This is a genomic window from Streptomyces sp. WAC03905 (assembly GCF_057371075.1).
Map to the genome: position 1 here is coordinate 7,178,425 of NZ_JBXYDZ010000003.1, position 22,252 is coordinate 7,200,676.

A 22,252-nucleotide genomic window follows, 5' to 3' on the forward strand; every position below is an offset into this window, starting at 1 on the left:
GACGCGTCCAGCACCAACGGGAGGTCGTCACCCGTTCGCTGGTGTGAAGGTTCGGACGTCTTGCGTGCTTGTGAATAGTTGCCCGGCGTTGAACAGTTGGCCTACGCTGCGCACACCCTGTGAAGGTCGCATAAGTGTGCGGTCACAGGCTGTGGGGAGGGTCGAGCGTGCGGGGAGCGGTGGTGACCGGATTCTGGGGCGGGTCTGGTGGCACGCCGCAGCACCTCCCGGTGCGCTGTGAGAAGTGTGTCTACCGAGGAGTTTGCTGAGAGTGGCAGGTATGCCCCGCCTGAGCGTCGTCGTGCCCTTCCAGGACGTCGAGATCTATCTCCAGGAATGTCTGGAGTCGATAGCCAGGCAGACGTTCCGCGACCTTGAAGTGATCATGGTCGACGACGGCTCGACCGACTCCTCCACCGCGATCGCCGCCGACTACGCCCGCCGGGACCCGCGTTTCCGGCTGCTGCGGCAGCAGTCGATGGGGCCCGGCCACGCCCGGAACGTCGGCATCCGCGCCGCTCATCCCCAGGCCGAGTTCCTCGCCTTCGTCGACGGCGACGACGTCATACCCGAATACGCCTACGAGTTGCTCGTGCAGACCCTCGAAGCCTCCGGCTCCGACTTCGTCTCCGGCAACGTGCAGATGATGAACTCCACCAAGAGGTGGCAGTCCCCTTTGCACAAGGCGCCCATGCGGGCCAACAAGCGGGGCACGCACATCACCAGGCTGCCCGACCTCATCTACGACCGCACCGTGTGGAACAAGCTGTTCCGGCGGTCCTTCTGGGACTACCACTACATAGCCTTCCCCGAAGGCGTCATGTACGAGGACTCCTGGGTCAACATGTTCGCCCACTTCCGCGCCGCCAAGGTCGACATCCTCACGGACATCGTCTACTTCTGGCGTCGGCGCGAAGGCGGCGCCGCACCCTCGATCACCCAGCGGCACACCGAGTTCAGCAACCTCCAGGACCGCGTCTCCGCCGTGCAGTCGGTCAGCCGCTTCCTCGCCGGCCACCGGGCGCGCTCCTACTCCGACCACAAGCGCAAGTATGATCTCGCCTGCCTGAAGTCGGACTTGATGCTGCACCTGAAGGTGCTCCCGGACGCCGACGAGGAGTACCGCGAGGCCTTCATGCGGTGGGCCAACGACTTCCTGGACGAGGCCGACGCCGACATCATCCACGAGCTGCCCGCCGACGCCCGCGTCAAGTGGCTGCTCGTACGCGAGGGCCGCCTCAAGGAACTGCTCGACGTGGTCGAGTTCGAGCGCAAGGGCGGCCCGATGCCCGTCCAGCGGCGCTTCCACCGCTACCTCAACTACCCCTACCTCGGGGACCGTTCGGTGGGCATCGACAAGAGCGCCTACCGGCTGGACAAGGAACTCTCGCTGCACGGTTCCCTCAGCGGCGCCCAGTGGGACGACTCCGACCACCTGGTCCTCGAAGGATCCGCCTACGTCCGCTTCATCAACGTGCACAAGCGGCACATGTCGATGAAGGCGATCGCGCTGCGCAACAAGAAGCAGGGCCGGGTGGTCGTCGCCAAGGCGAAGACCACCTACTACCCGCAGGCCACCGAGTACTCGAACCAGAGCCGGTACTGCTACGACTGGTCCGGGTTCCAGGTCCGGTTCGACGTGAGCCGCCTCAAGCGCAAGGGCGAGTGGGTCGAGGGGACCTGGGACGTGGCGGCCGGCGTGCTCAGCCGCGGTCTCTTCCGCTACAAGGGGATCGTCCGCGGCGGAGCCGGAAGCGCCGCCAACCCGCCCTACCGGTATGTGGAGAAGAACACCCGCGTGGTGCCCCTCTTCATCCAGGGGAAGCTCAAGCTCCGTGTCGAGCGGGTCCGTTGCCGCATCACCCAGCACCGGATGGTCGGCGACCACCTCGAACTCCGCGGCGTCTACCTCGGCCCCAAGCTTCCCGAATGGGGCAAGTTCCGTGTGGCGAGCATGGGCGGCGCCGGGCGGCACGACGCGTGGGTGCAGTTCCAGCAGGGCGGCGAGGGCTGGTACGGCTTCGTGACGCGGATCCCGGCCAAGGCCCTCGTCCCGGGGCACCGCACGCACTCCTCCGACGGGGTTCCGGAGACCTGGAACACCGGCGCCAACGGTTGGAAGACCACCCTGCACGTCGAGGGCCGCAAGGCCCCCATCTACCCCGTCATGGCGGAAGAGGCCACCGACGGCCACTACCGCGTGCCCGCCCGGCTCCAGACCGAGGGCGGGGACCGCGAGGTCTTCGTCCACCGCAACGGCTCCGGCTACGTGGTGCTGTTCGAACGCGACACCCTGCCGCTGGCCAAGTCCGTGACCTGGCGCCAGGACGGCTCCCTCGAAGTCGTCGTCGGCTACGCCGCGCAGGACCGGCTCGACGCCTCCGAGTACGCCACGGCGCACGTCGTCGTACGCTCCCGCGCCCACGGAGCGGAGCGCGTGGTTCCCATCACCTGGCAGGGCAACGACTTCAGCTTCGTCGTCACCCCCGCCGCGATGCGCACCCTGGCCGGCGACATCCCGCTCGCCGCCGGCCGCTGGGACTTCTTCCTGCGCCGTCAGGACCCCTCGGCCGTCGATCCGGAGGACCGCTCCGGGGACCTCATGGTCAAGATGACCCAGGACCTGATCCCCACCCTGCCCCGCGACATGAGCAGCAACGACCGCCGCTACGAACTGCAGTCGGAGGCCTACGACCGGCTCTCGCTCCTGGTCCACTCGGCGATGCCCGACGAGGCCCGCGGCCCGTACCGGCAGAAGCTGATGCGCACCAAGACGTACCCGGACGCCCGCCGCAAGCCCGTCACCGCCGCCGTGCTCTTCGACGCCTTCAAGGGCACCCAGTACTCCGACAGCCCGCGCGCCCTCCACGAGGAGCTGGTCCGCCGCGGCACGGACCTGGAACACCTGTGGGTCGTGCGCGACGACCAGGTCGCCGTCCCGCCCACGGCCCGCCCCGTCCGCATGTGGTCCCCCGACTGGTACGAGGCCATGGGCCGGGCCAAGTACATCGTCGCCAACAACCACCTGCCCGACTGGTTCGAGAAGCGCGACGGGCAGGTCGTCGTACAGACCTGGCACGGCACCCCGCTCAAGCGCATCGGCCACGACATCGAGGCCGTCCACTTCGCCGACAAGCGGTACCTGGAACGCGTGGAGAAGGAGGTGCAGAACTGGGACATGCTGGTGTCCCCGAACAGCTTCAGCACCCCCATCCTCCAGCGGGCCTTCCAGTTCCCGGGAGAGATGGTCGAGAGCGGCTACCCGCGCAACGACATCCTGCGCCGCGCGGAGCCCGGGCGGGCGGCGCAAGTGCGCCGCCGCATCGGTCTGCCGCCGGGCAAGAAGGTCATCATGTACGCGCCGACCTGGCGCGACGACCAGTTCTACGCGCCCGGCAAGTACAAGCTCGACTTCCGCATCGACCTCGACGACGCCCGGGCGCGGCTCGGCCAGGACCACGTGCTGCTCGTGCGCCGTCACCCCAACGTGGTGGACCCGGTGCCGGGCGCCGGCGACGGCTTCGTCTTCGACGTCTCCGACTACCCCGACATGGCGGACCTGTCCCTCATCGCCGACGTGATGATCACGGACTACTCCTCCCTGATGTTCGACTTCGTCAACACCGGGCGGCCGATCCTGTTCTTCACCTACGACCTGGACCACTACCGGGACACCCTGCGCGGCTTCTACTTCGACTTCGAGCAGTCCGCGCCCGGTCCGCTGGTCTTCACGTCCCCCGAACTGATCGGGGCGATCCGCAACATCGACAGCATCCAGCACGGCTACGCCGCCCGCTACCGCTGGTTCCAGCAGGAGTTCTGCGACCTCGACGACGGCTACGCCTCGGCCAGGCTGACCGACCGCATCCTCATCGCGGGCGGGGACCTCGACCCGGCGCGGGCCCAGGCGCCGGCCGTGGGCACGGCCGGCGTCCGCGCCCCGGGCCGCCAGGGCCCCGCGGGACATCCGGGCCACCCGGGCCACCCGGCTCACGGCCACGGAGGCCACCCGGGCCACCCGGCTCACGGCCACGGAGGCCACCCGGGCCAGGCGGGCCGTCCCGCGGGCCAGGCCGGCCCCTGGAACGGGGGCACCCTGGGCCAGGTGCCGCGCCAGCCGGTGAGAAGGATGGATTCCGAGCATGTCTGAGCCAGCCCAGAAAGCACGCCGCGTCTTCAGCGGCGTGGACTCCTCCGGGTCGGTGCCCGTCGAGTACAGGTTCTCCCACGCGCGGGGCGGAAACCGCCACCTGGTCGTCGTCTTCGCGAACCGCCACGCGTCCGGCGGGTACGGCTGGGCGAACGGACAACTGGACGACCTGCGGTCGAACGTCCTGTGGGTGCGGGACCTGATCGACGGTGCGCACACGTACCACCTGTGCAGGGGAATGGACTTCTCGCTGGAGCAGTCCGTCGCCGGACTCGTCTCGCGCGTCATGCACGCGCTGGCCCTCTCACCGGACCAGGTGACGCTGTTCGGCACCTCCGAGGGCGGCAGTGCGGCCTTGTTCTTCGGCCTGAAGTACGGCTTCCGGAACATCGTGGCCGGCACGCCGCACTTCCGCATCGGCACGCGCGTCCTGCAGAGCAACCCCGACGCGGCCCGGGTGATGATGGGGGAACCCACGGAGCGGAACGTCCACCTCCTGGACTCCGTCCTGCCCGAGCTCGTGGGCAGCGGCGCCAACCCGTCGGCCAACATCTACGTCCTCACCTCCCCCCGCGACGCGCAGTACCAGCAGCAGGTCGAACCCTTCCTCGGGCACTTCCAGGGACGCGAGAACTTCAACTTCGTCTACAACGAGTCCCCCCTCATCACCGACGCGGGCAAGATCACGCGGCACAACCTCCCCGCCCTCATGGGGCTGCTGAACCTCCTCGTCGACGGGCTCGCCCCACGGATCGGGATGGTGCGCAACGGCCACGAGCAGCCGAAGCGGGACACGTCCGCCATCGACACCTACCTCACGCAGACCGCCCAGGTGAGGGGCGACTCCTTCCCCAGGCCGGTCGTCCACACGCCGGTGGCGGGGGAGCGGGTGCCGGCGAACGCCGTCCGCTTCACCGGCACCGCGGCCGGTGCCGTGCGCGTCAGCTTCTGGGAGGACGGCAAGTACCGCGGTACCGCGCCCGTAGCGCCCGACGGCACGTGGACCTGGGAGCGCACCGAACCCTGGCCCAAGGGCAAGCACGTCATCCGGCTCTTCGCGGCGGACGCGAACAACTACCAGACCAAGCGCACCGAAGTGGCCTTCACGGCCGCGGAGCACGTGTACGCGACCACGCCGGAGTACGAGCCGGCCCCGCAGCCCGCGATGACGGCGCAGCAGCTCGTGCTGACGGTGACCGCCCCCGCCGCACACCAGCAGGTGCCCGGCCCGGCCGTCGGCTTCGCCGGATACGCGCCGGGCGCCGTCCGCGTGGACTTCCACGAGGCCGGGGCGGCCCTGGGCGCGTGCGAGGTACGGCCCGACGGCAGCTGGATCTGGGAGCCGGGCTGGCCCTGGAACGACGGCGAGCACTTCGTCGAGGCCATCGCCGTGGACGCCAGGGGCAACGTGTCCCCGTGGGCGGGGATCCCCTTCACCAGGGTGGGCGGATACCCCGCACCCGTCCAGGGCGCCTACTTCAACTCGGCGTACTGACCCCGGGGGTGGCGGACGCCGTCTCCGTGGGGCGGCTCACCCGCATCACCAGGGGCCGGTGGTCCGACGCCTTGGTGCTCACCACCTCGCAGCCGGTGCGAGGCAGAGCGGTGAACAGGTAGTCGATCTTCGTGCCGTCCGTGTGCGTGGGGCGCCCCTTCCGGGAGCCGTCCTTCTGATCGCATTCGCGGTACGTGGCGTACGCCTCGGACGGCCAGATCCAGGCGGCCGTGTTCTCCTGGACCGGCGGCGGGGAGTTGAAGTCCCCGCCGACGACCGTACGCCCGTCCGTCGAGGCGGCGGCGAACAGCGAACTCAGCTGGTCGTCACGGAAGTCCCATTCGGGGTGCTCGTCGTCGCTGTCCCGCAGCGAGAGGTGCGCGTTGCACACGCGCAGTCCCTGCGCCGGGACGCGCGCGCACAGGATGCCGCGGTGCAGTCCCACCGTCGGCTGCTCGGTCGGGATCACCTCGACGTCCGTCAGCCGGGAGGCGGCCAGCAGGGCGAAGCCGGCCCGCCCGCGGCCGTTGTCGGTGCACTGGATCGCGGTACGGGCGCCCGCCGAGTCCACGCTCGCGTACGGCTCGAAGACCGACTGCCACTCCGGGCCCAGGCGCAGGGCCGAGGACGACAGGTCGTCCGAGCAGACCTCCTGCAGGAGCAGCACGCGTACGCCGGAGTCGCCGATCAGGTCGCGCAGCTGCTGGAACTTCTCCTTCGAGCTGCCCGTGCGCTCACAGCTCCACTGCCGCACCCCGCACATGTTCCAGGTCGCGACGGAGACCTCGTCCGGCTTCCCCGGACCCGAACCCGCGCCGGCGATCGAGGCCGGCGCCTGGGCGGACGTACAGGCCACGGACGTCAACAGGCCGAGGACCGCCGCCGTGCGGCCGAACCGGCGGCGGATCGACCGCCACCCGGCCTCGTTGTGCTTCTGCATTCCGACATCATTGGGTATCCGCCGGTCAGCCGCCCAATCGCCCCCCGTCGCAGCCGCTCCGGATCAGCACCCGAGCACCACCAGATCGCCTTCGGGAGTGCGGCGGGCGAGGATGCCGGTACGGAAGTACCCGTCGCGCGTGAAGGCGCGGGCGTTGTGCTCGGGCGCCCGGTAGTAGCCGCGCACGGTGTACGGACCGCGGGCCAGGAGCCGGCCGGGCTCGCCGTCGGGCACCTCCGTGCCGTCGGCGTCGACGATGCGGAGCTCGTCGTCGGGGGAGAGCGGACGGCCCTGCGCGGCGGGCAGGGCCCCGCCCGGGTCGGCGGGCCGGGTGAGGGTGAGCAGCCCCTCGGCCATACCGAAGACCTGCTGGGTGCGGCAGCCCAGTGCGGACGCGAGCCGTTGGGTGAGCGCCGGTTCCGGCGGCGCCCCGTCGAGCTGGACGAGACGCAGAGTGCCCGGGCCGCCCGGCGCGGGCGGGGGAGCGGCCCCGGCCGCGCTCAAGGGCGTGAGCGCGTCGAGCCACCCCCGGGCGGCGGCCGGCACCAGCGACGTGACGGTGACCCGTTCCCGGGCGACGGCCGCCAGGCAGGCCCGCGCTCCCCGGTCCTCGGCCAGGACCACCGTGCCGCCGACCGAGAGCGTGCCGAGGATGCCGGGGCCGCCGAGGGCGAAGTCGGACGCGGCGGGCAGCGCGGCGAGGTACACGTCGTCCTGGGTGAGCGACACCGCCTCGGCGGCCGCCGACGCCTGGTAGGCGTAGTCGTTGTGGGTGCGCGGCACCAGCAGGGGCGGCGCGGCGTCCGCATCCGCGGGAATCCCGCCGGGGTGGGCGGAGGGCAGCAGGAAGGCCACTTGGCCCGCGCTCGGACGCAGGGCCGGCGCGGGCGGCGCGTCGAGCGAGTCCAGCGGGAAGTAGTGACAGCCGGACGGGTCGGTCGTGTATCCGCCGTACGGGGAGGAGGCGCCCAGCGCCTCCAGGGTGAACACCCGGCGCAGGAACGGGCCGCGGGCCGCGATGTCCGCCGCCATCGCCGTGTGGTCGAAGCCCCCGTACGTCGCGGGGCCGACGTATCCGACGGCCTGGGTGACGTGCACGAGGGCCGACACCTCGGGTCCGCGGTGCGACAGCGGGCACAGCACCGGGACCGCACCGGCGCGCATCAGCGCGAAGAAGGTGACGACGAACTCGGGTACGTTCGGCAGCTGGACGACGACCCGCTGCCCGGGCCGCAGGGCGAGCAGCCGCAGGCCCGCCGCCATGCGGTCCACACGCCGGTTCAGGGCCGCGTACGTCATGCGCGTGCCGTCCCCCGCCACGAGCGCGGTGCGCGGTCCGTACTGCAGGGCCCAGCCGCGCAGCAGGCTGTCCAGCGTGGTGCCGCGCCAGTGGCCGGCGGCCCAGTAGCGGTCGACGAACCCCTCGGGCCAGGGAGTGCAGCCGTCCAGCATGGATGTCATGTGCTTCCTTCGGTACCGGTGACGTGCGGCGCGGCACGGCGCCGGCCCGCTCGAAGCCAAACCGGCACCACCGGCGCACACAAGGCGCCGGACGAACCAGCTGCGCCCCGGCTGCTCGGCAGAACCCCCAACAGGCGCCGCTGAACTCCACGCACGTCGCTCGGCTCGGCTCGGCACGGCACGGCACGGCACGGTTCGGCACGAGGACGTCGGCGGACTGCGGGTGTCTCCCCGCGGGAGAGTGGACCGGGAACCCGATTAGGGTGGCCCGGTGACGAACGAGGGCATGGGCATGGGCGACGACGAACGGGTGCTGTACGGGTGCATGGGCCTCGGCGGGAGCTGGGACCCCGGACCGTACGGGCCCGCTGACATCGACGACGCCGAGGCGGCCGTCGAAGCCGCCCTCGACAGCGGCATCACCGTCTTCGACCACGCCGACATCTACCGCCACGGCAAGTCCGAGGCCGTCTTCGGCGAGGTCCTCGCACGGACGCCCGGCCTGCGCGAACGCATCACGCTCCAGACCAAGTGCGGGATCCGGCTCGGCGACGGGGACCGCCCCGGCCTCTACGACCTGCGCGGGGAGAGCATCACACGCCGGGTGGAGGAGAGCCTCACCCGGCTGCGGACCGATGTGATCGACGTCCTGCTGCTGCACCGCCCCGACCCCCTCGCGGACGTCGACTCCATCGCGTCGGCGCTGACCTCCCTGCACCGGCAGGGCCTCGTACGGCGCTTCGGCGTGTCCAACATGGGCGCCGCGCAGATCGCCCACCTGCAGGCCCGCCTGGACCGGCCACTCGTCGCCAACCAGCTGGAGATGAGCCTGCACAGCCGCGACTGGGTCGAGGCCGGGGTGCTCCTGAACACGCCCGCGGCCGCGGCCAACGGGTTCCCCTTCGGCACCCTGGAACACTGCCGCGACCACGGCATCCGCCTCCAGGCCTGGGGCGCGCTGGCGCAGGGCCGGTTCACCGGCCGCCAGCAGACGCCGGCCGAACGGGCCACCGCCGAGCTGCTGGCCGAACTGGCCCGGAGCAAGGGGACGACGCCCGAGACGGTGCTGCTGTGGTGGCTGATCCGGCACCCGTCGAGGATCGCGCCGGTCATCGGCAGCGCCCGCCCCGACCGGATCCGCGCCTGCCGCGACGCCGCCGTGCGCGAACCCGACCTCACGCACGAGGAGTGGTACCGGCTCTGGGTCACGGCCCGCGGGGTCCCCCTTCCCTGAGCCTGCGCGGGCGGCCGTCAGCACGGTGGTGCCGGGCGACCCGTACGGCGTCATGGGGCTCCGCGGGGTGACGGCGGCGGCCCGGGGGCGGCTCCCCGGGGCCGTTCGGCCGTGCCCGCCGGGCGGGAAGGCCACGCAATACCCATCCGTACTTGTGGGTACTGCGGCCGAATGGCGCCGGATTTGATAGTTCTGGACAGGTCCGGTGTGAGAAACCTGCGGGAAGGACTGGGCATGTTCGATCTACTGCGCCCGGAGACCGTCATGTGCCCCTTCTGCAAGGCCACCGCCGCCGACGGTGCGGTGCGCACGCTGCGGACGGGGACGGGCTCCCTCTCGGTGACCTGGCACGCCCTGAACTGCCCCCACTACGCCGCCGACCGGATCCTCGCCGAGAAGGAGAGCTGACGGCAGGAGAGAGCTGACGGGGGGCGGGAGAGCTGAGGGGGCGGGAGAGCTGGGCGCGTCACACCGGCTCGGCCTCCCGCGCGGCCCGGCGGCGCAGCGCGTCCTCGTCGGTGTCCGCGTCGTACGAGATCAGCTTCGGCAGCAGCGCCGCCAGCACCGCCACCGAGGCCACGCAGGCCAGGCCGCCACTCCAGAAGGCCGGCCGGGTCCCCGTCCAGCCGGCCATGGTGCCCGCCCGGACCTGGCCGAGCTGCGGGCCCACGCTGTACGAGAGCACCTCGATGCCCGCGAGCCGACCGCGCAGTTCCTCGGGAATCGTCTGGTTCCAGATCGTGGCGCGGCCCAGCCCGCTGAGCATGTCGGCGGCGCCCGCCACGGCGAGGCAGAGCAGCACCAGCCAGATGCCGGGCGCCACGCCGGCCCCCGCGATGGCCAGACCCCAGACCGTGGCCCCGAAGACGACCAGCAGCCCGTGCCGGCGTACCCGGGACACCCAGCCGCTGGTCAGCCCCAGCACCATCGAGCCCACCGCCCCGGCCGCGTACATCAGACCCAGCGCCCACACCGCGTCCAGCTCGTCCGCGAGGAACGGGAAGATCGTGTTCGGGAAGGCGAAGAACATCGCCGCGAGGTCCACGGCGTAGGTGCCCAGCAGCACCGGCCGGCTCCACGCGTAACGCGCGCCCTCGGCGATCCCGCGCAGTGAGGGCCGCTCGGCACCCTCGACGGGCGGCGCCGGACTGAGCCGCGAGCACAGCACCACGGAGCCCAGGAAGCCCGCCACGGTGACGGCGTACGCCGAGGCGTGACCGGCGTAGGCGACGACCAGGCCCGCCAGCGCCGGGCCGACGATCGCACCGAACTGGTAGCGCAGCCCGTTGAGCGCGGCGGCGGCGGTCAGCTGGTCGTGCGGCACGATCCGCGCCATCAGCGAGTCCAGCGCCGGCCGCTGCAACCCCGCCAGGGCCGAGACACCCGCGGCGACCACGTACAGCGGCCACAGCAGCGGGTCGGGCAGCAGCGCGTTCACCAGCAGGACCAGGGCCAGCACCCCGAGCCCCGCCTCGGTCAGCAGGATCATCCGGCGCCGGTCCACCGCGTCCGCGAGCGCGCCCCCGTACAGCCCGAAGACGACCAGCGGGATCAGCTCCACCGCGCCCATCGCCCCGACGGCCAGCGGCGAGTCCGTCAGGTGCTTGATCTGCAGCGGAAGCGCGATCATCGCCATGAAGGAGCCGAAGTACGTCACGGTCCCCTGGTAGAAGAGGAGCCGGAAGTCGCGGCTGGAACGCCACGGGGCGAGGTCGGGCAGTACGGCGGTCCATCGGGAGGTGCTCACGGGAGGCCATCGTGCGCGGACACCCCCGACCCCGGCAAAGGGTTTTTTCCGGACCCTGCCCCGACCGCTGCCCGAGGGGTGCCCCGGTCGGGCCGGCACCTGCCCGGACGGGCGAATCCGGGGCGGGGCGCGTGGCACCGGGCGCCCGCCGTGGCACCCATGGAGCATGCCGCCGGTGTCCCCGTTCCTGCGTGCGGCCGCGTCGTACGCCTGGCGCCTGCTGGTCGTCGGCGCCGCCGTCTACGTGGTCTTCGCCCTGCTGGGCCGCTTCCACGAGATCGCCGTCGCCGTGTTCCTCGGCCTCGTCGTCACCGCGCTGCTCTGGGCGCCCACCCGCCGCCTGGCCACCGCCGTGCCCCGCACGATCGCCGTCGCGCTGACCCTCCTCGGCAGCGCACTGCTCCTGCTGGGCGTACTGACGCTGGTCGGCGAGGCGGTGGCGGGGGAGAGCACCACCCTGGCCCGGGAGTTCCGCGACGGACTCGGGAGCATCGAGACGTGGCTGGAGAAACCGCCCTTCCGGCTGAACCCGCAGGCGCTGTCCGACGTGCAGTCCCGGATCGGGGAGTACCTCTCCAGCCACCGCTCCACCGTCCTGAGCCAGGCGGTCAGCGGGGCCGGCCTCGTCCACGTCCTCACCGTCCTGGCCCTCGCGGTGTTCTGCTCCTTCTTCTTCCTCCACGGCGGCGACCGTCAGTGGGCGTGGTTCTGCGACCAGCTGCCCGAGACCGCCCGGGACCGCGTGACGATCGCCGGGCGTGCGGGCTGGCGCACCTTCACCGGATACACCCACGGGATCATCGTCGTCGCGGCGACGAACGCGGTCCTGGTCGGGCTGGCGCTGTACTTCCTCGGGGTCCCGCTGGCCGTCCCGCTCGCCCTCCTGGAGTTCTTCGCGGCCTTCATCCCGCTCATCGGGTCGCCGGTCGCGCTGGCGGTCGCCGCGGTCGTCGCCCTCGCCGCCAAGGGGCCGGTCGTCGCGGCGATCGTCGTCGCGCTGATCGTGATCATCGGCCAGATCGAGGGCCATCTGCTGCACCCGCTCGTGATGAGCCGGGCGGTCCGCCTGCACCCGCTGGTCGTGGCGATCTCGGTGGTCGCGGGCGCCATCGCCGCCGGCGTCGTCGGCGCCGTGGTCGCGGTCCCGCTCGTCTCCGTCGTCTGGTCGGTCCACTGCGCCCTGCGCGCGGCGCGCCCCACGCCACCGCCACCGGACGCGCCCCCGGAAGCACCCGCGGTCCCGCCCGTGAACCCGCCCACGGTCCCGCCTACGAACGCGCCCCCGGCCGGCGGATGACCGCCCCGCGGCCCCGCCTGGGCCACCGCATGGGGAGGGCGCCGCACACCCGCCCGTCGCTTCCTGCACAATCGCCTGATGAGCGATGAAGACCCCTACCTGTGGCTGGAAGACGTATCCGGCGAGACCGCCCTCGCCTGGGTGCGGGAGCGCAACGCCGAGACCGTGGACGCGCTGACCGGCGACCCGGGTTTCAAGGTGCTCGAACAGGAGGTCCGCGAGGTCCTCGACGACGACGGCCGGATCCCCTACGTCGTCCGCCGCGGCCGGCACCTCTACAACTTCTGGCAGGACGCCGACCACGTGCGCGGCCTGTGGCGGCGGACCACCCTGGAGGAGTACCGCACGGACCGCCCGGCCTGGGAGGTCCTCCTGGACCTCGACGCGCTGGCCGCCGCGGAGGGGGAGAAATGGGCCTGGGCCGGCAGCCGGGTCCTGGCCCCCGGGCACCGCCACGCCCTGGTCCTGCTCTCCAGGGACGGCGCGGACGCCTGCGTCGTGCGCGAGTTCGACCTGGACACCCTGGAGTTCGTCCCGGACGGGTTCGCGGTCCCCGAGGCGAAGACGCGGATCGGCTGGATCGACCACGAACGGGTCTGGATCGGTACGGACTTCGGCCCCGGTTCGATGTCCACCTCCGGCTACCCGCTCCAGGTCCGCCGCTGGCGCCGCGGAACGCCCCTCGCGGACGCCGAGCTCGTCCACGAGGGCCACCCGAACGACATGTCCGTCTCGGGCTGGCACGACGACACCCCCGGCTTCGAGCGGGACTTCGTCCACCGCCAGATCGACTTCTGGAACCAGCAGCTGTTCCTGCTCCCCGAGGACCCCGCCGAACCGCCCGTGCGGATCGACGTACCGGACGACGCCGCCGCCTCCGTCCACCGCGAGTGGCTCACCGTCACCACCAGGACGCCGTGGCTCGGCCACCCTGCGGGCAGCCTGCTCGCCTTCGACTTCGCCGCCTTCCAGGAAGGGGCGCGCGACGCCGAGGTGCTGTTCACCCCGGACGAGCGCACCGCCCTCGCCGGGTACAGCTGGACCCGCCACCACCTCATCCTCACCACCCGGGCCGACGTCTCCTCCGCCATGGAGCTGCTCACCCCCGGCCCGGACGGCTGGAGCCGCGCGCCCCTCCCGGGTCTGCCGCCCCTGTCCACCGCCTCGGTCACCTGCACCGAACCGGACGTCGGCGACGAGTACTTCCACCACGTCTCCGGATTCCTCCAGCCCTCCACCCTCTACCGGGGCACGGCGGGCGGCGAGGACGACAGCGAGCCCGTCAAGCAGGGCCCTGCGTTCTTCGACACCGCCGGTCTCACCGTCAGCCAGTTCTTCGCGACCTCCGCCGACGGCACCCGGGTGCCCTACTTCGTCGTCGGCCCCCGGGAGCGGTCCGGCCCCGGGCCCACCCTGCTCTACGGGTACGGCGGCTTCGAGATCTCCATGGTCCCCTCCTACAGCGGGGTCACCGGCCGCGCCTGGCTGGCGCGCGGCGGCACCTACGTCGTCGCCGGCATCCGGGGCGGCCACGAGTACGGGCCGGGCTGGCACCGGGCGGCGCTCGGCGCGAACCGGGTCCGGGCGTACGAGGACTTCGCGGCGGTCGCCCGGGACCTCGTCGCCCGGGACATCACCACTCCCTCCCAGCTGGGCATCGAGGGCGGCAGCAACGGCGGCCTGCTCATGGGTGCCATGCTCACCCGCGAACCGGAACTGTTCGGGGCGGTCGTCGCGCACGTGCCGCTGCTGGACATGCTCCGCTTCCACAAGCTGCTCGCCGGAGCCAGCTGGATCGCCGAGTACGGCGACCCCGACGACCCGGCGGACCGGCCCCACCTGGAGGACATCTCCCCCTACCACCGGATCCGGACGGACGGGCCCGCGTACCCGCCGCTGCTCCTGCTCACCTCCACCCGTGACGACCGGGTCCACCCCGGGCACGCCCGCAAGATGGCGGCGCGGCTGCGCGAGGCCGGGCACCCCGTGCTCTTCCACGAGCACATCGGCGGCGGCCACGCGGGCGCCACCGACCACCGGCAGACGGCTTTCAACGAGGCGCTCGTCCACACCTTCCTGTGGGACCGGCTGACCCCGTCGAAGTGACCGGCCGGCCGGCCACGCACGCGGCGTGCCCGGCCCCCTTCACCCGGTTCCGTTCGGGGGCGTGGCGGCGGTCCGCGGGCTCCGGCCCCGGGGGAGGAGGGCCGCCGCGGCCAGACCGGCCAGGCCCAGCACCGCCAGGGTGAGCATGGCGGCGCCGTAGGCGTGGGTGGTGAGACCGGCGACGAGGATGGTGCCGGCGACCGCGGTGCCCAGCGAGGAGCCGAGGTTCGACACGCTGCGCGAGAGGCCGGAGATCTCGCCCTGCCGCTCCTCGGGGAAGCTCGACTGCACGACGTTGACCGACGGGGTCAGCATCACGCCGAGGCCGAGCCCGACCAGCAACAGGCCGGGTGCGAACGCCCACGGGCTCGGGGAGCCGCTCACCATCGCCAGCAGGACGGCGATGCCGGCGATCGTGACGACGAAGCCCGTCATGATGAGGGCGCGCTGCGTGTACCGCTGCGCCAGACGTTCGGCGGCCAGCGACGTCGCGAGCAGCCCCAGGGTGGCCGCCGTGAAGATCACACCGGTCCGGATCGCGTCGTACCCGCGGACGACCTGGAGGTAGGCCGCCACGGTGAACGACGTACCCATCAGCAGCAGCCACTGGACGTTCTGGGTGACCAGGCCCAGGTTGGAGGTGCGGTCACGGAACAGGATCGTCGCCAGCAGCGGCTCCTCGCCGGCCCGCTCCTCGGCCCGCACCCGGCGGAAGAACCACCACAGCACGAGCGCGCCGAGGACGAGCAGCCCCGCCATCAGCCAGAGGTTGTCGTCGGCGGCCAGGATCCCCGTCACGAGGAGGATGAGGCCGATGGCGGAGAGGACGGCTCCGCCGGTGTCGAAGGCGCGCGTGGGATCCGGTGGCAGCGGGTCCCGGATCCGGCGGCTCAGCAGGATGATCACGGCGATCACCAGGGCCTGGAAGACGAAGGCCGCACGCCAGCCGATGGCCGAGGTGATGAGCCCCCCGATCAGCGGCCCCGCGGCGGCGCCGATGCCGCCGAGCGCCATGATCGTCCCGAACGCGCGGGCGCGCGAGGCCAAGTCGGAGAAGAGCAGCGTCGTGAGGATGTAGACGGGCGGGATCAGCAGGGCGGTGCCGACCCCTTCCAGGATCGAGTTGCCGAGGACGAGGACGCCCAAACCCGGGGCTGCGGCGCTCAGCAGGGCGCCGATGCCGTAGACGGTCAGACCCGCCAGGAAGCACCGCTTGCGGCCGTAGCGGTCCGTCAGTTTGCCTCCGGGGATCATCAGCGCGGCCATCACCAGCAGGAAGATCGTGATGGTGATCTGCACGCCCTGCACGGTGGTGTCCAGGTCCGTGCTGATGTCGTTGATCATCACGTTCATGTTGGAACCGGCGAAGCTGCAGATGAACTGTGCGAGGGCGAGCGGGGCGAGTACGCCGCGCAGCCCGCTCGGCGCCCCCCGGCGGGTGTCCGCGTCAGCCATCGGCGCGGCTCCCCTCGATCCGGTCGAGCTGCTCGTCCAGGGCGAGGGCTGCGGCGATCAGCGCGAGGTGGGTGAACGCCTGTGGGAAGTTGCCCAGTTGTTCGCCGGAGGGGCCGATCTCCTCGGCGAACAGGCCGACGTGGTTGGCGTAGGTGAGCATCTTGTCGAAGGCGTAGCGGGCTTCCTGCAGCTTGCCGGCGCGGGCCAGCGCCTCCACGTAGAGGAAGCTGCACAGGTTGAAGGTGCCCTCGGAGCCGCGCAGCCCGTCCGGGGAGGCTTCGGGGTTGTAGCGGTAGACCAGGCTGTCGCTGACCAGTTCCCGGTCCATGGCGGCGAGGGTGCTGAGCCAGAGCGGGTCGGTGGGGGAGAGGAAACCGACCCGGGGCATCAGCAGCAGCGAGGCGTCCAGCACGTCGGTGGCGTAGTGCTGGACGAACGCCTGCTTGTCGGCGTTCCAGCCGCGCTCGACGACCTGCGCGAAGACCGCGTCGCGGACCGTGCGCCACCGGACGATGTCGGCGGGGCGGGCGAACGCGGAGGCCAGGCGGATGCCCCGCTCGAAGGCCACCCACGTCATGAGGCGGCTGAAGGTGAAGTCCTGGCGGCCGCCCCGGGTCTCCCAGATGCCTTCGTCGGGACGGTCCCAGTGGTCGGCGAGCCAGTCGAGGACGTCGGCGTACGCCTGCCATCCCTTGATCCCGCCCATGTCCCGGGTCTGGGCGAGGGCGTCGGAGGCCTCGCCGTAGATGTCGAGCTGGATCTGGTCGGCGGCCGCGTTGCCGGCGCGGACCGGCCTGGAACCGGCGTAGCCCTCCAGGTGGTCCAGGACCACCTCGGTGAGGTGGGGTTCGCCGTCGACGCGGTACATGATCTGGAGCGGTTCGCCGGAGGCGGTGCCGCCGGCGGCGAGACGGTCGAGCAGCCAGCGGCGGAACGCGGCGGCCTCCTCGACGAACCCGAGGTCGATCAGGGCCTTGACGGACAGGGAGGCGTCGCGGATCCACGTGAACCGGTAGTCCCAGTTGCGCTCGCCGCCGACCTGCTCGGGCAGCCCCATGGTGAGCGCGGCGATCGGCGCGCCCGTGGGGGCGTAGGTGAGCAGCTTGAGGGTGATCGCCGAGCGGTGGACGATGTCGCGCCAGCGGCCGCGGTAGGTGCAGGAGCGCAGCCACGCGTGCCAGAACGTGCGGCAGGCCTGCAGCTCGGCGCTGATCGACGCGGCCGACAGCGGCGCCGGCGCGGGGGCGTCCGCCGCGTCGCTGGTCAGTACCACGGCGGCCACGTTCCCGGCGGTCAGGGTGAAGCGGGCGGTGGCGTCGTCGCCGTCGCGCCGCAGCGCGAGGGGACCGGACGCCCCGGCGGCCTGGAGGTACAGCCGTTGGTCCGGGCCCTGGAAGACCACCGTCGTTCCGTCGGTCTGCTCGAAGGTGTGCGAGGCGCGCCCGTAGTCGAAGCGCGGGCGGCATTCGAGTGCGAAGTCCAGACTGCCCCGCACCACGCGCACCACGCGTACCAGCCGGTGCCGTTGCGTCGTGGCGGTGGTGTCCAGCGGGACCATGAAGTCGGCGACCTCGCCGACCCCTCCGGGCCCCATGTACCGGGTGACCAGCACGGCCGTGTCCGCCTGGTAGAGCTGCCGGACCACGGCTCCGGGCTCATTGGCGAGGTCGGCGGAGAGCCGGCAGTAGCCGCCGCGCTCGCTGTCGAGGAGGGACGCGAACACGCTGGGGGAGTCGAAGCGGGGCGTGCACCACCAGTCGACCGTGCCCTGCGAGGAGATGAGGGCGGCTGTCTGGAGATCGCCGACCATTCCGTGGTCGGCGATGGGCGGGTAGGCGTTCGCGTCCACGCGCGGCTCCCTCGCTCGAACCGGGATCCGGAGCGAACCGGGATCCGGACCGAAGCCGGGACGGCGCCGTCCCGGCCCGTGTTCCTCCAGCGTGCACCGCGGCTGTGACCACCGCATTCCGGATTGGCCAGGGCCCGCCGACAGCCCGGGACCCCCCCCGGGCGGCCCGCGTCCGGGGGAACGCGCGACGAACGCCGGCGGAACTCCGGGTGACGGGAGAAAGGCGTCCGGGGGTGCCGCGCAGACATCCGTTCGGGGGATTCGGGGCGCCAGTGGCCGCCGAATCCGCTCCGGTGCCCCACGATCGGCGGGTGCACCGCACCACCGGAGGGAGGACCCCATGAGCACCCCGTTCGCGTCCGCCGCGCCCTACTACGCCCGCTACCGGCCCCCGTACCCGCGGGAGTTCCACACCCTGCTCGCGGACCGCTTCGCCCTCGACGGGTCCCAGACCCTCCTGGACCTCGGCGCCGGCCCCGGTACGCTCAGCCTCCCGCTGGCCCCCCTGGCCGATCATGTGTACGCCGTCGACCCGGAGCCGGCCATGCTCGCCGAGGGGGCCCGGCTCGCCGGGGAGCGCGGCGTCACCAACATCTCGTGGCTGCGCGGCGACGACGCCGCCGTCACCCGGCTGTGCCTGCCCCGCATCGACCTGTGCGTCATCGGCAGGGCCTTCCACCGGATGGACCGCGAGCGGGTGCCCGGCGACCTGGACGAGGTGCTCGCGCCCCGGGGCGGGGTCGCCGTCGTCACCTCGCTGCACCGGCCCGGCGACCCGCGGCCGGGCTGGCTGGCCGTCGTCGACCAGGTGCGCGACCGGTTCCTCGGCCCAGCGGCGAGCCCGGCGGCGGCGGGCGCCGACGGCCCGCCCGGCGCCGGTCGGGAAGCCAGAGCAGAGCGGGCAGACAGGGCCGAGCGGGGCGACCGCGGCGAGCATGGCGACCGGGTCGACCGGGGCGGCTGGGACGATCTGGTCGAGCGACTCGCGAAGTCGCCGCTCTCCCGCGTCGAGACCCACCAGTGGGACCAGCCCGTCCGCCACACCCTGGACGAGGTGATCGGCCTCCAGTTCTCCCTGCCCGCCACCAGCCCGGCCGTGCTGGGCGCCCGCATGACCGCCTTCGGGGCGGAACTGCGCCGGGCCCTGCTCGACCACGACCCCCGGGGCACCTACGACCGGACCCTGCGGATCGGCGCCGCCTTGGCGACGAGGCCGCGGCGCTGAGCGGGCCCGCCCGCACCCGCCCGCGGATGCAGCCTCAGTCGCCGAGCGCGGTCAGCAGTTCGCGTTCGCGGGCGCTGCTCAGACCCGCCCGGCGGGGCCGCTCCAATCCCTCGGCGCGCTCCCACTCCAGCAGGTCCGCCAGCATCTCGGCACGCGGCCGGTGCCGCAGCCCCGCAGCGCGGGCAGCGGCACCGCTGCGGCTGCAGAAGCCCTCCCAGCCCGGCTCCGGCATCCACATCGCCATCGACTCCGGGCCCATGAAGGGTGCGACGCCCTGGGCCAGGATCCACTGCGGGTCCGCCGCCGCCACCTCCCCGTCGTGGCCGGCCACCCGCCGCGACAGGTCCACCCACTCCTCGAACGGCACGACGGGCCCCACGGCGTCGAAGGTCCCGGCCGTGCCCGCGCGCGCGAGGTCCAGCAGCCAGCCCGCGAGATCCCGTACGTCCACCACCTGCGTCGGCAGCCCGGGGGAGTGCGGCACCAGCATGGGCCCGTCCACCGCGCGGGCGGCGCGGGCCACCCAGTACCCCGAGCGCCCCGAGTGGTCTCCCGGGCCGCCGATCAGGCCGGCCCGCGCCACGACGAGGCGGTCCCCGACGGCCGCGCGCACGGCCGCCTCACACGCGACCTTGGCCTCCCCGTACTCCTCCCGCCCCACGTACTGCTGCTCCGTGGGCGCCAGCAGCGCGGCCGACTCGTCAGCGCCGACCGTGCCGTGATCGGCGTAGGCGCTGACCGACGAGACGTACGTCCAGTGCCGGGTCCGTTCCGCCAGCGCCACCAGGGCGTCACGGACGAACGCGGGCTGCCACGACACCTCCATCACCGCGTCCCAGTCCCGGTCCAGCAGCTCGTCGTACGCGGACCCGTCCCTGCGGTCCGCCGCCACCAGGCGTGCACCCGGGGCGACTTCGCCACTCTCGCCGCGCGCCAGGCACGTCACCGCGTGTCCCCGCGCCACCGCCTGCCGGGTGATCTCACGGCCCAGCCACGCGGTCCCGCCCAGTACCAGAAGGTTCATCAGGCCACCCCAGCACACCGCCCGGGCGAAGACGACCCCGGTTCGCGGTCGGCGAAGGACGGCGGAGCCGCCCCGGCATCAGAGGTCCCGCCACGGCATCAGAGGTCCCACCACGGCCTCAGAGGTCCCGCCGCATGCACACGCGGGGCCACCGGTCCAGGCCGTGGGCCGCCTCGCGCGCCCTGATCTCGCGCAGACCCGGGGTGAGCGCGTCCGCGCCGAGTGCGCGGAACCCGAGCCGGGTGTAGTACGGCGCGTTCCACGGCACCTCGGTGAAGGTGGTCAGCGTCAGCGCGGGCACGCCCCGGCGCCCGGCGACCTCCGCCACGTGCTCCAGCAGGGACCGGCCGACGCCCCGGCGGGCGTGGTCCGGGTGCACGGACACCTGCTCGACGTGGAGGGCGTCCTCGACGCGTTCGGCGATCAGATAGGCAACGGGCGCGTCTGCGCCGTCCACCGCCACCCAGGCGAGCCCGGCCTGCTGGTACGGGGCGAGTTCGCCGGTCGTCAGCGGCTCGTCATCGGCGATCTCGGGCATGCCGATGTCCCGGAAGCAACGTCCGGCCGCCCTCTCGATGTCCTGGAGGGCCGTCAGTTCGTCCGGGCGTACCGCACGTAGGGGCATGGCGGCATTGTCCGCCGCGCGACCGTGCGGGGTCACGCGAGTTTTCGCGGACCGGGGCCGGGCGTGCGGTGTGTGCTCCGTCCGAGTTCACTTCGGGTGCCCGTTCGGCCCCAGCGCCGAGCGCATGATCATCAGGTTGGCGATCCATCGGTTTGATACGGCTATGCCACGAATGCGACGGACACGACCGACCACGGCGTGGGGCGCCCTGGCCGCGGTGACGGGGGCCATGCTGGTCGTCGCCGCAGCGCCGGGCCGGGCGCCCGACGAGACCTCCACCGACGCGAAACCCGCAGGCCCGTCCCGGGAAGCGGCCGTCACCCTGCTCGTGGGCCGAGTGCTGGAGGGCGCCCACGGGACCGGCGAAGGGCGGTGCGCCGCCCGGGTGTTCCAGCCCGGGCTGTGCAGCGGCTGGCAGGAGCAGCGGGTCCGGGCCACCTCGGGCGGGGTGGGATCCGTCCTGGAGGAACCGGTGCTCGCCGACGCCGCCCGCGACGCCCGGGCCCAGGTCCTGGCCACCGACTCCGGCGGGCCCCTCGAGATCACCCTCACCGAACCGGGCCGCATCACCGACGTGACCGTCCGCGACGGGCGCGGACGCCACCTGGCCGGTGCGCTCGGCCCGCACGGCGACCGCTGGCTGAACAGCGAGTCGCTGCGCGCGGGGGAGACCTACACCGTGCAGGTCGGCGCGCAGGACGCGGCGGGCAGCCCCGTCGGCGTGACCATGGCGTTCCGGACCGCGCCGCCCGCGGACGGCGGCCGGCTGACCGTCGAGTTCGGGCCGCGCCCCGGCACGTACGGGGCCGGGGAGATCGTGACGGCCGCCCTCAGCCGGCCCGTTCCGGCCGACGACCGCGTGGCGCGGGCCCGGTTGGAGCAGGCGCTGGAGGTCACCTCGGAGCCGCACGTCGAGGGCGCCTGGCACTGGGTCGACGACTCCACCCTCCACTACCGGCCGCGCACGTACTGGCCCGCGCACACGGTGGTGCGCGTGCGCAGCGGACTCGACGGGGTCGAGGTCGGGGACCACGCCTACGGAGGCCCCTCCGAGGACCTGGAGTTCACCATCGGCGACCGGATCGAGGCGGTCACCGACTCCGCCACCCACCGCATGACCGTACGCCGCAACGGCCGTGTCATCAGGACGATCCCGGTCACCACCGGCAAGGAGGGCTTCCGGACCCGCAGCGGCATCAAGGTCGTCCTGCGCAAGGAGTCCAAGGTCCGCATGCGCGGCGACACCGTCGGCATCCAGCGCGGCACCAAGGAGTTCTACGACCTGCCCGTCTCCTACGCGACGCGGGTCACCTGGAGCGGCGAGTACATCCACGCCGCCCCCTGGTCGGTCGAGTCCCAGGGCGAGGAGAACGTCAGCCACGGCTGTACGGGCATGAGCACCGAGAACGCCGCCTGGTTCTTCGAGACGGTCCGCGAGGGGGACATCGTGGAGGTGGTCAACAGCGGCGGAGCGAGGATGGCCCCCTTCGACAACGGCTTCGGCGACTGGAACGTGGACTGGCGGAGCTGGCTGGCCGGCAGCGCCCTGACCGACGTGGACGCCTCTCCCGAGGTCTCACCGCTCACCCCGTCCCGGCTGCACCCGACGACCTGATCCGGGGCACCCGGCCCCCGGCCCCCGGC

15 protein-coding genes are annotated in these 22,252 nt (G+C 72.6%); 8 read left to right on the forward strand and 7 right to left on the reverse strand.

Features of this window, described 5'->3' with window-relative positions:
* Positions 1–280 precede the first annotated feature (280 nt).
* Both AC2RP6_RS34945 and AC2RP6_RS34950 read left to right on the forward strand, forming a co-directional pair.
* On the forward strand, positions 281–4,150 hold the full coding sequence (locus tag AC2RP6_RS34945; RefSeq protein WP_486449829.1) for a bifunctional glycosyltransferase/CDP-glycerol:glycerophosphate glycerophosphotransferase: 3,870 nt from the start codon (positions 281–283) through the stop codon (positions 4,148–4,150).
* On the forward strand, positions 4,143–5,645 hold the full coding sequence (locus AC2RP6_RS34950; protein WP_486449830.1) for a hypothetical protein: 1,503 nt from the start codon (positions 4,143–4,145) through the stop codon (positions 5,643–5,645). The genes AC2RP6_RS34945 and AC2RP6_RS34950 overlap by 8 nt, the downstream gene beginning before the upstream one ends.
* Here the strand turns inward: AC2RP6_RS34950 and AC2RP6_RS34955 are convergent.
* Both AC2RP6_RS34955 and AC2RP6_RS34960 read right to left on the reverse strand, forming a co-directional pair.
* Entirely contained in the window at positions 5,629–6,585 is a 957-nt protein-coding gene (locus tag AC2RP6_RS34955; protein ID WP_486449831.1) for an endonuclease/exonuclease/phosphatase family protein, read from the reverse strand. The genes AC2RP6_RS34950 and AC2RP6_RS34955 overlap by 17 nt on opposite strands.
* A gap of 63 nt (positions 6,586–6,648) precedes the next feature.
* Complete coding sequence (locus AC2RP6_RS34960) at positions 6,649–8,046, reverse strand: AMP-binding protein (RefSeq protein WP_486449832.1); 1,398 nt, start codon at positions 8,044–8,046, stop codon at positions 6,649–6,651.
* Between the two features lie 325 nt (positions 8,047–8,371).
* Between AC2RP6_RS34960 and AC2RP6_RS34965 the strand changes: the two genes are divergently transcribed.
* Together AC2RP6_RS34965 and AC2RP6_RS34970 are read left to right on the forward strand one after the other, a co-directional pair.
* Positions 8,372–9,280, forward strand: coding sequence for an aldo/keto reductase (locus tag AC2RP6_RS34965; RefSeq protein WP_486450556.1), 909 nt, complete (start codon positions 8,372–8,374; stop codon positions 9,278–9,280).
* A 234-nt stretch (positions 9,281–9,514) separates the two neighbouring features.
* A complete protein-coding gene (locus AC2RP6_RS34970) occupies positions 9,515–9,688 on the forward strand; it encodes a hypothetical protein (RefSeq protein ID WP_486449833.1) in 174 nt (57 codons plus the stop codon).
* Between the two features lie 58 nt (positions 9,689–9,746).
* On the opposite strand, the gene AC2RP6_RS34975 is transcribed toward AC2RP6_RS34970, so the two are convergent.
* Entirely contained in the window at positions 9,747–11,027 is a 1,281-nt protein-coding gene (locus tag AC2RP6_RS34975) for an MFS transporter (RefSeq protein WP_486449834.1), read from the reverse strand.
* A gap of 166 nt (positions 11,028–11,193) precedes the next feature.
* On the opposite strand from AC2RP6_RS34975, the gene AC2RP6_RS34980 reads away from it, so the two are divergent.
* Both AC2RP6_RS34980 and AC2RP6_RS34985 read left to right on the forward strand, forming a co-directional pair.
* Entirely contained in the window at positions 11,194–12,324 is a 1,131-nt protein-coding gene (locus tag AC2RP6_RS34980; protein WP_486449835.1) for an AI-2E family transporter, read from the forward strand.
* 78 nt (positions 12,325–12,402) lie between these two features.
* Positions 12,403–14,430: a prolyl oligopeptidase family serine peptidase gene (locus AC2RP6_RS34985; RefSeq protein WP_486449836.1), complete on the forward strand. Its 2,028-nt coding sequence runs from the start codon at positions 12,403–12,405 to the stop codon at positions 14,428–14,430.
* Between the two features lie 39 nt (positions 14,431–14,469).
* Here AC2RP6_RS34985 and AC2RP6_RS34990 read toward each other — a convergent pair whose 3' ends face one another.
* Together AC2RP6_RS34990 and AC2RP6_RS34995 are read right to left on the reverse strand one after the other, a co-directional pair.
* A complete protein-coding gene (locus tag AC2RP6_RS34990) occupies positions 14,470–15,885 on the reverse strand; it encodes an MFS transporter (protein WP_486449837.1) in 1,416 nt (471 codons plus the stop codon).
* On the reverse strand, positions 15,878–17,695 hold the full coding sequence (locus AC2RP6_RS34995; protein ID WP_486450557.1) for a glycoside hydrolase family 15 protein: 1,818 nt from the start codon (positions 17,693–17,695) through the stop codon (positions 15,878–15,880). The genes AC2RP6_RS34990 and AC2RP6_RS34995 overlap by 8 nt, the downstream gene beginning before the upstream one ends.
* 379 nt (positions 17,696–18,074) lie before the next feature.
* Between AC2RP6_RS34995 and AC2RP6_RS35000 the strand changes: the two genes are divergently transcribed.
* Entirely contained in the window at positions 18,075–18,959 is an 885-nt protein-coding gene (locus AC2RP6_RS35000) for a class I SAM-dependent methyltransferase (protein ID WP_486449838.1), read from the forward strand.
* Between the two features lie 34 nt (positions 18,960–18,993).
* Here the strand turns inward: AC2RP6_RS35000 and AC2RP6_RS35005 are convergent, their stop codons facing one another.
* Positions 18,994–19,983 carry an NAD-dependent epimerase/dehydratase family protein gene (locus AC2RP6_RS35005; RefSeq protein WP_486449839.1) on the reverse strand — a complete coding sequence of 330 codons (990 nt, stop codon included), beginning with the start codon at positions 19,981–19,983 and terminating at the stop codon, positions 18,994–18,996.
* Between the two features lie 118 nt (positions 19,984–20,101).
* Positions 20,102–20,608 (reverse strand): GNAT family N-acetyltransferase, encoded by a 507-nt coding sequence (locus tag AC2RP6_RS35010; protein ID WP_486449840.1) that lies wholly within the window; start codon positions 20,606–20,608, stop codon positions 20,102–20,104.
* Positions 20,609–20,771: 163 nt separating this feature from the next.
* Here AC2RP6_RS35010 and AC2RP6_RS35015 point away from each other — a divergent pair, with 163 nt between their 5' ends.
* Complete coding sequence (locus tag AC2RP6_RS35015; protein ID WP_486449841.1) at positions 20,772–22,223, forward strand: L,D-transpeptidase; 1,452 nt, start codon at positions 20,772–20,774, stop codon at positions 22,221–22,223.
* Positions 22,224–22,252: the final 29 nt, after the last annotated feature.